The following is an 11,932-nucleotide window of genomic DNA, read 5'->3' on the forward strand; positions in this document are numbered from 1 at the left end:
GTTCTTGTGTATGGCGGATAACGGATAAAAAAGCGAAAACGGGTCGCTGGAACTTACTCTACTCATATCAAAAAGAAAACTCAACAAATATTTGTAAAAGGATTTTCATTGATTTACTTCGTGAAAATAATGCTACATAATCGACCGAAATCCATCAACCGCGCCCCGTTTTGGGGCGAATTCACCATGCAAGTACAACAGCATCCCATCTCCACCGCGCACGCCAGCGTATCGTGCCAGTTGAGCAGCTTCCACTTTGGCACGACGGCTGCCGGCAGCCGCAGCGGCAAGAAGGTGTATATCCAGGCGGCGTTGCACGCGGACGAAGTGCCGGGCATGCTGGTATCGCAATTTTTGCGCCGCGAGCTGCTGGCGTTGGAGGCGGCGGGCAAGATCCACGGCGAAGTGATCCTGGTGCCGGCCGCCAATCCCATCGGCCTGGCGCAAGCCATCCATGGCGCGCCGTTCGGTCGCTTCGACCTGACCACCGGCATCAACTTCAACCGCGCCTACCGCCACGTGGCAGATGAACTGAAAACCACGCTCGATGGCCAGCTGGGACAGGATGCGAAGGCCAACGTGGCGCTGATACGCCAGCATGCGCGCGATGCCGTCGCCGCCTGGCGGCCGTCCACGGATGCGGAGACGCTGAAAAAGACCTTGCTGGGCATGGCCATCGATGCCGACATCGTGCTCGACCTGCATTGCGATAACGAGGCGGCCCTGCATATCTATACGGGCACGCCGCTGGCAGCGCAGATCGCGCCCCTGTCCGCGCTGCTTGGCGCGCGCGCCGTGCTGCTGGAACTGGCAGCCGGCGAAGAGCCGTTCGACGAAGCCTGCAGCCGCCTGTGGTGGGACCTCGACGCACACTTCAAGGGCCGCTTTCCGATTCCCGCCGCCTGCCTGTCGACCACCGTCGAATTGCGCGGCGAAGTGGAAGTGAGCTACGCCCTGGCAGAACGCGACGCCACCGCCCTGTTGCGCTTTCTCGCCTTCGAAGGCGTGCTGGAGATCGACGGCGCCGGCGACAAGCTGCCCGCACCGCAATGCCAGCCCACGCCGCTGGCCGGCGTGGAACCGATCCTCGCGCCGCATCACGGCGTACTGGTGTATCTGCGTGAAATGGGCGAGGTGCTGGCCGCCGGCGATGCCTTGGCCGACCTGATCGATCCCGTCAGCGGCGAGACGACGACCTTGCGCTGCACCGTCGCCGGTGTCTTCTTTGCGCGCAGCGCCCACCGCCACGTCTTGCGCGGCATGAACGTCGGCAAGGTTGCCGGCGCCATCGCCTTCCGCGGCGGCAGCCTGTTGAGCCAATGACGCCATGAGAAAATTCAAGCTCCCCAACACCTTCGTCCTGCTGTGCGGCATCCTGGCCATGATCGCCCTGGCGACCTGGCTGGTGCCGGGCGGGAAATTCGATACACAGTTGGTCAACGGCAAGCAGTTGATCATCCCCGGCACGTTTCACTACGTGGACAACAAACCGCAGGGACTCGCCGCCCTGATGATGGCGCCCATCAAGGGCTTCGTCGACGCCAGCCTGATCATCGGCTTCATCCTGATCGTCGGCGGCGCCTTCGCCGTGCTGCAAAAGACGGAAGCCTTCGATTCGCTGATCAAGGCCATCGCCAAGGCGCATACCAGTTCGCGCTTCGTGCGCGCCGCCATCATTCCCGTCTTTTTCACCATGTTCTCGCTCGGCGGCGCCACCTTCGGCATGAACGAGGAGGCCATTCCCTTCATCCTGATCTTCGTGCCGCTGGCGCTGGCCCTGGGCTATGACACCATCACGGGCGTCTCGATTCCTTTCATCGGCTCGCAGGTGGGCTTTTCCGCCGCCTTCCTGAACCCGTTCAACGTCGGCATAGCGCAGGGTATCGCCGGCGTGCCGATCTTTTCCGGCATCGGCTACCGCCTGATCGTATGGGCCATCGCCACAGCGGTCAGCATCGTGTTCCTGATGTGGTATGCGGCGCGCATCAAGCGCCATCCGGAAAAAAGCCCGACTTACCTGCTCGATATCGAAAAGCGCAGCGAGCATTCGATGGACCTGGACAGCTTTGCCGGCATGACCCGCACGCACCGCGCGGTGCTGTGGATTTTCATGGCGACCTTGCTGACGATGGTCGTCGGCGTCGTCAAGTACGACTGGTTCATCGATGAAATCGCCGCCCTGTTCCTGGTCATGGCCATCGTCGTCGGCCTGGTCGGCCGGCTCGACATGGACAGCCTGGTGGCATCCTTCGTGCAGGGCGCGCGCGACATGGTGAGCGTGGCACTCGTCATCGCGCTGGCGCGCGGCACCATGATCCTGGCGCGCGATGCGCAGATCATCGACACCATGCTGCATGCGCTCACGCCCCTGGTGGCGTCGTCAAGCCCCGTCTTTGCCGCGCAGAAGATGTTCTTCATGCAGTCGGTGATCAACTTCTTCATCCATTCCGGCAGCGGCCAGGCCGCGCTGACCATGCCCATCATGGCGCCGCTGGCCGACCTGGTGGGCGTGACGCGCCAGACGGCCATTCTGGCCTTCCAGTTCGGCGAATTCACCACGCCGATGATCCCCACCTCCGGCATCACCGTCGGCGTGCTGGCACTGGCGCGCGTGCCCTGGATTACCTGGGCCAGGTGGATGATTCCGCTGCAGCTGATTTACCTGGTGCTGGCGCTGCTGCTGCTGATTCCACCCTGCCTGATGCACTGGCAGTAAAAAATACCATGGCGAGGCACAGTCGCCGTGGCTTTCTCTTTATTTGCGATACGCCTGTCCGTACTTTCCAGCGACGCCGCCCTTTGCCCAGTCGGCCATCAGATCGTAAAACCCTGGCGTGATGACGGTGGGTTTGCGCGTTCCATCCGATGCCTGATCATAACTGCGCATGCCGTGATCGGCCTGCGGAAAGAGGTAGACCGAGATGGCCTGGCCCTGGCTGCGCAACGCCGTCAAGCGCTCCACGGTGACAGCTGGCGGTGCCTGACGGTCGTCCTCTGCCAAGGCCCACAACTGCGGTACTGTCACCTGGCGCAAGACCTGCACGGGATCTTGCGACCAGTCGACACCTAGCTTGTCGAATCGCGGCACGCCATTCTTGCGCAGCTCCTCGATGGGCATGCCCAGCAACACACCCGTGTATCCGCCCTTGATGAGCGCAAACCATGGCTCCTTGCCAAACTGCTGCTGGAATGTCGACAAGTCGTCCAGGCCATCCTTGTAGCCGGATTTGACGAGTCTTGCCGTAATATCCGTCATCGTCCGGGCCTTGGCGATGACGTCGTCGCCATAGCCGCGATCCCGCAATTCCTTGGCAACCTGCGCCGCATCCTGCTCCGTGATATCGACCACCAGGCCATAGCCGATGCCGAGAAATTCCGCCTTGGCGCGCGCCTGCGCCAGCGGCGCGATCCAGCCGCCCTGACTCACCCCCATCAGGCCGAAGCGGCTGTAGCGGCCTTGCGCCAGCCGTTTGGCTTCGCGCGACGCGGCCACCAGATCATCGGCCAGGCGCGGGAAATTCTGCGTATACTCCCCTTCAGACAGGCCCGTACCACGCTTGTCATACACGAAAACGGATACGCCTCGCCCGACCATCTGGTAAGGATCGCGCGCGCGGTCGATCCAGCCGCTGCCTTCGGAACCATGGGCAAACACCACCAGTGGCGTGTCCTTGCCTGCACCCGGCGCCTCCATCAAGCGGCCCGCGAGCATGATGCCGCCGGATTCAAAACGCGTATTCGATTCGGCCAGTGCCACTTTCGGCCAGCGTTCCTTGCCACTGACAAGCACGGCGTCCTTTCCGCACGCGACCAGTGCCCCGGCATCCTGCGTGTTGCCAACGGTCCCGTCGCTGAAGGTGTAGCCGTATCCCTTCCCCCCTTTTGTGACGGCAACGAAGCCCTTGTGATCCTGGCGAAAAATGCCCGTCTCGCAAGGCGCCGGGCTGAATGCATCTGGCAAGGGTGCGCCAGTCGCCGTGAGCGATACGGCAAGGAAAGGCCAGAGAAAAGAAGATGTCATGGAGTCAAGGTCCGGTAGAGGTTGTCGCGTCGTTGATCAAGAAACCGCAGATATCAGGGCAGAACCGGGGCCGCGCGCAAAACTGCGGCAGCTGTTCAACACCGATAAATATCGGGGAAGTTCCGTTCCATCAGCGTCTCCGGCCTGAGCGGCGCCGAAAAGCCATGGCGCGCATACAAGCCATGCGCCGTGCTGGTAGCCAGCATGAAACGGCGCAAGCCCTGCAAGTCGGGATGTGCCATCACGGCCTCCATCAGACGCTTGCTGTAGCCGCGGCCGCGGTACTCTTCCAGCACATACACGTCGACCAGATAGGCAAACGTGGCGTAGTCGCTGACCACGCGGGCGAACGCCACATGGCGGCCGTCAAGCCTGCCGCCGAAGCATAGCGAATGGTCGATGGCGCGCTGCACGGTAACGAGCGGGATGCCGATGGCCCATGTCGATTGCGTGCTGAGAAAATGGTGGATGGCCGGAACGTCGAGTTCCGCCTTGTCGGTACTGATCATCAAAGGTGGCATTATGCAAGCCTTGCTATCGTTGAAAACACGATCATCGGTCTTTTTTCTGCTGCTGTCACCAGGACTGGAAAAAATCGGGGGCGCCACCCGTGCTGACTGTCCGTGATGCGGTACTGCTGTTTGCTGCGAATATCTTTCGTACTGCCTGCATTGCTTGGCCCCGCTTACAGCGCGGCTTTTTCTTCGGCGCTCAAACGCTTGGCGCTGACATACACGGTGTGCACGGTGGCTTGATCGGCACTGGCAAGGATAGGGGCCGGCGCGGCGCGGAACTTCGGCACGGCGGCGGTGGCCAGGCTGGTGGCGGCGGCGATGGCAATGATGGCAACGAAGATGGCTTCCATGTTTTTAGCGATGTTCATGATATTTTCCTTGAGGTTGAGGGGCGTTGCTGTTTGTCCTGCGATGATTGAACTGTAGGCCGATCCCCTCTGAACTGCCATCGGATTGCGACAAAACGCACGATTTGCGGGACAGAATACAAAAAGACAGGATGGAACGCACAACAGCACCCGCAGCGTGACATTTGACGCGTGCCAGCCCCATTCCTGGCCATTTCAGCGCCCTGCAAGCCCCTAAAAGCCCTACCGCAGGCCAACCTTGTTTATAATCGCCCTACACTAAAGGACTTCTTTCATGACTGATCAATTCTCCAAAAAGGGCGAAGCCTGGTCGGCCCGGTTTTCCGAACCGGTCTCGGACCTCGTCAAACGCTACACAGCTTCTGTATTTTTTGATAAGCGCCTGGCGCTGTTCGACATCGAAGGTTCGCTGGCCCATGCGGAAATGCTGCATGCGCAAGCCATCATCAGCCCGGCCGACTACGCGGAAATCCAGCGCGGCATGGCGCAAATCTCGCAGGAAATCGCCGCCGGCCAGTTCGAATGGCTGCTGGACCTGGAAGATGTCCACCTGAATATTGAAAAACGCCTGACCGAACTGGTAGGCGATGCGGGCAAGCGCCTGCACACGGGCCGTTCGCGCAACGACCAGGTGGCCACCGACATCCGCCTGTACGTGCGTTCCGCCATCGACGACATCACCACCTTGCTGACGACGTTCCGCAGCGCGCTGACGGACCTGGCCGAGCAGCATGCCGACACCATCATGCCGGGCTTTACTCACATGCAGGTGGCCCAGCCGATCACCTTCGGCCACCACATGCTGGCATATGTTGAAATGTTCGGCCGCGATGCCGAGCGCATGGCCGACTGCCGCAAGCGCGTCAACCGCCTGCCGCTGGGCGCCGCCGCCCTGGCAGGCACCACCTTCCCCATCGACCGCCTGCGCGTGGCCAAGACGCTGGGCTTCGACGACGTGTGCCACAACTCGCTCGACGCCGTGTCGGACCGTGATTTCGCCATAGAATTCTGCGCCGCTGCCGCCGTGCTGATGATGCACGTGTCGCGCATGGCCGAGGAACTGGTGATCTGGATGAGCCCACGCATCGGCTTCATCGACATCGCCGACCGCTTCTGCACCGGCTCCTCGATCATGCCGCAAAAGAAAAACCCTGACGTGCCCGAGCTCGCCCGTGGCAAGACAGGCCGCGTGTATGGCCACCTGATTGGCCTGCTGACCCTGATGAAAGGCCAGCCGCTGGCCTACAACAAGGATAACCAGGAAGACAAGGAACCGCTGTTCGATACCGTCGACACCGTCATCGACACGCTGCGCATCTTCGCCGACATGGCCGGTGGCATCACGGTGAAACCGGAAGCGATGCGCGCGGCAGCCCTGCAGGGTTATGCTACGGCGACCGACCTGGCCGACTACCTGGTCAAGAAGGGCCTGCCGTTCCGCGATGCTCATGAAGCGGTGGCCCTGGCCGTGCGCGCCTGCGTCGATGCCGGTTGCGACCTGGCCGACCTGTCGTTGGTGCAGTTGCGCGCGTTTTCACCATTGACGGGCGAAGACGTGTTTGCAGTGCTGACCCTGGAAGGCTCCGTTGCCGCGCGCGACCACGTGGGCGGCACCGCGCCGCGCCAGGTGCGCGCCGCGATCGCCCGCGTGCGCACGCAGCTGGAAAAATAAAACGCGCTTGCGCGCTCAAGCGCCCCGCTGCATCGCTGCAGCGGGGCGTTTTTCATTGCGCGACGATTTTCGACAACACGGAAAAGGCGGCGCCCGTCTGCGACGCTTCCAGCAGCAGGGTCAGCTCCGTATACGTGCAGATGATGTTGATCAAATTGATGCGGTCCCACGCCAGGCGTCGCAGGATGGCGTGATACACACCCGGCGTATAGCAGGTTTCGGGCGCCAGGTGCAAGGTCACGGCCGTCACCCGCTCCAGGCGCGCCAGTTCCTGCTCGCCGCCAAAGACCTCCTCCACCAGCGCATGCAGTGAACGGCTGCAGATTACCATCACCTCGTTGACGCCGCGCGTGACCGTAATGAACGTGCCGCGCTGGGGTGCGGCCAGCGCCAGCAACTGACGCTGGCAGGCATACGTCTGGTCGGAGTAACGATAAGTAAAAATCATCAATTCGCTGCGCGTGGAAAGTTCACCCGCGCGGTGCGCCAGCACGATCTCGCCGTTTTTCTGCTGCGGCATCCGCTCGGCCAGGCGGCGCAACGCCATCACCACGGCGGCTTGCCCCACCGGTTTCCACAAGTCGGTCTGCAATTGCGGCTGCAACTGGCGCGCCAGTTCCGACAGGTTGAGCAAGCCCCGGCCCAATCCCTCGCTGAGAAAGGCCGATTCCATCACGATCTGTTCCACTTTGGTCGCTATCGAAAGCATAGTTCCTCGGGCCGGTGATTCCGGTGCACGCACCAGGAGCCGGCAACCCTTCCTGAAAAAAGGATGCACTGCGCCAGCGGCCACGCCGGGCGGCGCGGTCGGACTTGCTGAAAGCCCCCGTCGCAGGGGGAAGAGCCGGGTAGCGGCGGCTAGGAAGGCGGATGCAGCATGAATGCCGCTCCAGAGGGGAAATGGCTGAAACCAACAGCAGAAAACAGAACTGACGTCATGTGAAACTCCCGATTTTTTTCCCGATGCGCTGTATCTGGACGCGGTCATTGCCGCGTGCGCTTTTTTGTCTTCGCGTGGTCCGCTGGGACCATGCGAAGACCTAGTGTAGATCGCAACATTTAGAAAATGCAACAGTGTTTTTCCAACAGAACACGTCATTAGGGGAAGTAGTCCAAAACAAAAGTTGCAGCTTGCGGTAAATCAAACTTTACGACGATACAGCGCCGATAAATGTTCAATTCTTAACAAAAATTCGCGTAATGACCCATTTCTTGAATTTTTTGACATGGCGATCTCGACAAGTTTAGTGTCCCCCTACCCGGCGTCATGCCACCACAAAACGGCTGGCTATCCGCCCTCCGTCAGGCACGCCGGGGTGGCCATCAGGCATCGCGGCCAGCTCATTCACCATTTCCTTAACCGATACCATGGAGCAGAAATGAATTTACGTTTGACGATAGTTGCCGCATCCATCGCCGCCCTGCCGCTGATGGCCACCACGGCAGACGCCGCCACGCCGCTGCCACTGACCCTGATGGCCGCCCCGGTCACCCTGGCCTCTCCACAAGAGAACGCCAGCCTGGTCAACAAGCTGGCCGCGCAGGCGCGCAGCCGGGGTCTGAATACCGAACATGGCTTTGCCGTCGGCGCCCAGCATCCGGGCGTCAGCGGCACGCGCGTGAGCCGCGTACAGCACACCTACAAGGGTTTGCCCGTCTTCGGTTCCGAGACCGTAGTGGTCAGCAACAGCGCCGGCGACATCGTCAGCGAATCCGTGTCGGACCGCGCGTCCGGTCTCGGTAGCGGCGGCGTCAATGCAGTCACCCGCAGCGCCACCACCGATATCGATACCACGCCGGCCGTCAGCGCCGCCGCCGCCATCGCCGCCGCCGTGAAAAGCATCGGCGTGCCGGCAGTCGACCATGTGCCGCCACATGCCCAGCTGCTGATCTACCCCGTGATGAAAACGGTGCGCGTGGCGGGCGCCGAGAACAAATCGGAAGCCGCGTTGAACGCCCTCGACGTACAGGACGTGGTCGACCACTACGAGCTGGCCTACCTGGTGCAGACGCGCATGATCAGCGGTAACAAGCCTGTTTACTATGACACCGTCGTCAGCGCCAAAGATGGCCGCATCCTGCGTCAATGGAAAGCCCTGAAAACCGTCGCCGGCATCGGCAACAGCCAGTACAACGGCCAGGTACCGCTCAACACCACGCTCACGGGCAGCACCTACACCATGAAGGACCCCAGCCGCGGCACGGGTGGCAGCTTCGGTGGCATGGCCATCACGAATGCCAACCACGGCACCACCTCGGGCAGCGTGTACAGCAGCACCAGCAATACCTGGGGCGACGGCCAGCAGTACATCAGCGGCGGCAGCACCACCAACGCCAACGGCCAGACGGCGGCCGTCAACGCGATGTGGGGCCTGATGAACACCTACGACACGCACAAGAATGTGCTGGGCTGGTCCAGCCTGGACGGCAACAACACGGCTACCCACATCGCCGCCCACGTCAACACGGCCTACGACAATGCCTATTACGACAGCAGCTGCAAATGCATGTACATCGGCGACGGCGGCAGCTCGTTCAACAACCTCGGTTCCATCGACGTGATCGGCCATGAAATGGGCCACGGCATCACGGACGCCACTTCGGGCCTGGTCTACTCGCAGGAGTCAGGCGGCTTGAACGAATCGAGCTCGGACATCGCCGGTGAAATGGTGGAAGCGTATGCGCGCGCCGGCGGCACGGGTACCAGCATTCCCAACACGGGCAACGATTGGATGACGGGCAAGGAAATCGCCAAGAATGGCCAGCCGCTGCGCTGGCTGTACAAGCCGAGCAAGGATGGCAGCAGCCCGAATGCGTGGAGCAGCACCATCAAGAACCTCGACGTCCACTACAGCAGCGGCCCGAACAACCGCATGTTCTACTTCCTGTCGCAAGGTTCAAACTCCACCGCCAGCAGCGACTATTACAGCTCCTACCTGAACAAAAGCCCGCTGGCCATGACGGGCATCGGCAGCGACAAGGCTTACCGCATCTGGTTCAAGGCAGCCACCACCAAGTTCACTTCGTCGACCAACTACGCCGATGCGCGCAACAAGGTGCTGCTGGCAGCCGAGGAACTGTATGGCGTGGGCAGCGCCGAGGCTATCGCCGTCAAGCGCGCGTATGCGGCCATCAACGTCGGCACCGACGTCGATGAATCGACCACGGGCGGCGCGGTGACCATCACCAGCCAACCGGCCAGCATCACGGTCGCGCCAGGCGCCACCGCCTCGTTCGCCGTGGGCGCGGGTGGCGGCACGGCGCCGTACACCTACAAGTGGTACCGCAACGGCGCCGTGATCAGCGGCGCCACCTCGCCAGCCTACAGCTTCACGACCGTGGCGGCCGACAACGGCGCCGTCTTCAAGGCCACAGTGACGGATGCCTCCTCGCCTGCCGTGACGGCCACGTCGAACAACGCCACGCTGACGGTGGGCACGAGCAGCGCCACCGAACGCGTGACGAACGGCGGCTTCGAGTCCGGCGCCACGGGCTGGAGCGGCACCACGGGCGCCATCGGCACCTTCACGGGGCAAACCGCGTACGAAGGCACGCAGTACGCCTGGCTGGGCGGTAATGGCGCCACGGCCAGCGAATCGCTGACGCAAAGCGTGGCCATTCCGGCCGCCGCCACGGCGGCCAGCTTGAGCTTCGCGCTGCATATCGACACGGCGGAAACGGGCAATACCGTGTACGACAAGCTGGTCGTCACCGTGAAGAACAGCGCCGGCACGGTGCTGGGCACCCTGGCCACGTATTCGAACGTGAACAAGGCGGCCGGCTACCAGATCCGCACGTTTGACCTGATCGCCTACAAGGGCCAGACCGTGCAATTGTCGTTCGCCGCGACCGAGGACGCTTCGCTGCAAACCTCGTTCGTGATCGACAAGGTCAGCCTGGTCACCCAGTAAGCGGCTGAAGATGCGGGCAAGCCATCGATACAAGGGCTTGCCCGCACAACACGATTGATTTTCTGGCAATTCCAGTCTACCCTGAGGCAACTCATTGCATCTTGCTGCTGCCGGTACCCGCGACGAATTGAACTTTTTTTGGATTGTTCCCGACCGATGCCTACTTTGACCTTGCCCGCACGCGCTTTCTCTCATTCCAACCTATCCATTTTTTCGTCCGCCATCATGCTCGCCTGAGCCGGCGATGCAGTTCCACCTCCAGGTGCAGGGCCCTGCGGGCAGCCAGGCGCTGGCCATCGACGCCGCCAGCGAGGCCGAAGCGATCCGCGCGGCCGTGCGCGGCGGCTGGCGCGTGCTGGCCGTCGATGATGGCCGTGCGCAGGATGCGGGCGCCGCGCTACGTCCCGGTAAACAGGGCCTGCCCCTGCTGCAATTCAGCCAGGAGTTGCTGGCCCTGCTCGAAGCGGGACTGAACCTGGGCGAGGCCATGGCCACCCTGCACAACAAGGAAACGCGCCCGGGCGCCAAGGCCACCCTGGCCGCCATCGTGCTCACCCTGCAGCAGGGACAGAGCTTTTCCGACACCCTGGCCGGTTTCCCCGACATCTTCCCCGACATTTACATCGCCACCGTGCATGCGGCCGAACGCTCGGGCAACCTGCCCGAGGCACTGGCGCGCTTCGTCGGCTACCAGCTGCAATTCGACGCCATCCGCAAAAAACTCATTTCAGCTGCCATCTACCCGTGCATGCTGCTCGTCGTCGGCGGCCTGGTGACGCTATTCCTGCTCGGTTACGTGGTGCCGAAGTTCAGCGTCGTCTACGAAAGCTCGGGCCGCGAGATTCCGTGGATGTCGCAGATGCTGCTCGGTTTTGGCCAGAACCTGGCCGCCCACCCGCTGCTGTGCGCCGGTGCGCTGGCCGCCGCGGTTGGCGCCGTAGTCTTTGGCGCTGCCAACGCCGGCGCGCGCCAGGCCCTGGTCTTGCGCCTGCTGCGCCTGCCCGTGCTGGCGGGGAAGGCGGCGGAGTTCCGCCTGGCCCGCTTCTACCGCGCCCTGAGCCTGCTGCTGCACGCGGGCATCCCGCTGCACAAGGCGCTGGCCATGGTGGCACCCATGCTGCTGCCGGCGCAGCAAGAGCAACTGGCGCAGGCGCGCCGCGCGGTGCAGGAGGGCATGCCGTTTTCCACCGCGCTGGAACACGCCAGCATGGCCACGCCGGTGGCGCAATCGCTGCTGAAAGTGGGAGAGAACACGGGCCGCCTGGGCGACATGCTGGAACGCTCGGCCAAGTTCCACGACGAGGAATTCGCCCGCTGGGTGGACTGGGCGTCGCGCCTGCTCGAACCGCTGCTGATGACCATCATCGGCGTGGTGATCGGCGGCGTGGTGGTGCTGATGTACATGCCGATCTTTGAACTGGCCGGGAGCTTATCTTGAAGTTCAT

General features: G+C 62.4%; 9 protein-coding genes. 5 read left to right on the forward strand and 4 right to left on the reverse strand.

The annotated features are described in order from the left end of the window. The first annotated feature begins 186 nt into the window (after positions 1 to 186). Entirely contained in the window at positions 187 to 1,323 is a 1,137-nt protein-coding gene (locus ACQ4W0_RS00485; protein ID WP_436574997.1) for a succinylglutamate desuccinylase/aspartoacylase family protein, read from the forward strand. Positions 1,324 to 1,327: 4 nt separating this feature from the next. Then, positions 1,328 to 2,716 (forward strand): YfcC family protein, encoded by a 1,389-nt coding sequence (locus ACQ4W0_RS00490; RefSeq protein ID WP_436574998.1) that lies wholly within the window; start codon positions 1,328 to 1,330, stop codon positions 2,714 to 2,716. Positions 2,717 to 2,755: 39 nt separating this feature from the next. Here ACQ4W0_RS00490 and ACQ4W0_RS00495 read toward each other — a convergent pair whose 3' ends face one another. From ACQ4W0_RS00495 to ACQ4W0_RS00505, 3 genes are all read right to left on the reverse strand, one after another. Next, positions 2,756 to 3,961 carry an alpha/beta hydrolase family protein gene (locus ACQ4W0_RS00495; protein ID WP_436574999.1) on the reverse strand — a complete coding sequence of 402 codons (1,206 nt, stop codon included), beginning with the start codon at positions 3,959 to 3,961 and terminating at the stop codon, positions 2,756 to 2,758. 155 nt (positions 3,962 to 4,116) lie between these two features. Further along, positions 4,117 to 4,542, reverse strand: coding sequence for a GNAT family N-acetyltransferase (locus ACQ4W0_RS00500; RefSeq protein WP_436575000.1), 426 nt, complete (start codon positions 4,540 to 4,542; stop codon positions 4,117 to 4,119). Between the two features lie 164 nt (positions 4,543 to 4,706). Further along, on the reverse strand, positions 4,707 to 4,904 hold the full coding sequence (locus ACQ4W0_RS00505; protein WP_436575001.1) for a hypothetical protein: 198 nt from the start codon (positions 4,902 to 4,904) through the stop codon (positions 4,707 to 4,709). A gap of 274 nt (positions 4,905 to 5,178) precedes the next feature. Between ACQ4W0_RS00505 and argH the strand changes: the two genes are divergently transcribed. Next, positions 5,179 to 6,576: an argininosuccinate lyase gene (gene argH / locus ACQ4W0_RS00510; RefSeq protein WP_436575002.1), complete on the forward strand. Its 1,398-nt coding sequence runs from the start codon at positions 5,179 to 5,181 to the stop codon at positions 6,574 to 6,576. Between the two features lie 52 nt (positions 6,577 to 6,628). Here argH and ACQ4W0_RS00515 read toward each other — a convergent pair whose 3' ends face one another. Then, complete coding sequence (locus ACQ4W0_RS00515) at positions 6,629 to 7,285, reverse strand: hypothetical protein (protein ID WP_436575003.1); 657 nt, start codon at positions 7,283 to 7,285, stop codon at positions 6,629 to 6,631. 670 nt (positions 7,286 to 7,955) lie between these two features. Here ACQ4W0_RS00515 and ACQ4W0_RS00520 point away from each other — a divergent pair. Together ACQ4W0_RS00520 and ACQ4W0_RS00525 are read left to right on the forward strand one after the other, a co-directional pair. Next, a complete protein-coding gene (locus tag ACQ4W0_RS00520; protein ID WP_436575004.1) occupies positions 7,956 to 10,487 on the forward strand; it encodes a M4 family metallopeptidase in 2,532 nt (843 codons plus the stop codon). Positions 10,488 to 10,731: 244 nt separating this feature from the next. After that, on the forward strand, positions 10,732 to 11,925 hold the full coding sequence (locus ACQ4W0_RS00525) for a type II secretion system F family protein (RefSeq protein ID WP_436575005.1): 1,194 nt from the start codon (positions 10,732 to 10,734) through the stop codon (positions 11,923 to 11,925). The last annotated feature ends 7 nt before the right edge of the window (positions 11,926 to 11,932 follow it).

The organism is Janthinobacterium breve, from assembly GCF_051380895.1.
Classification (GTDB): domain Bacteria; phylum Pseudomonadota; class Gammaproteobacteria; order Burkholderiales; family Burkholderiaceae_D; genus Janthinobacterium.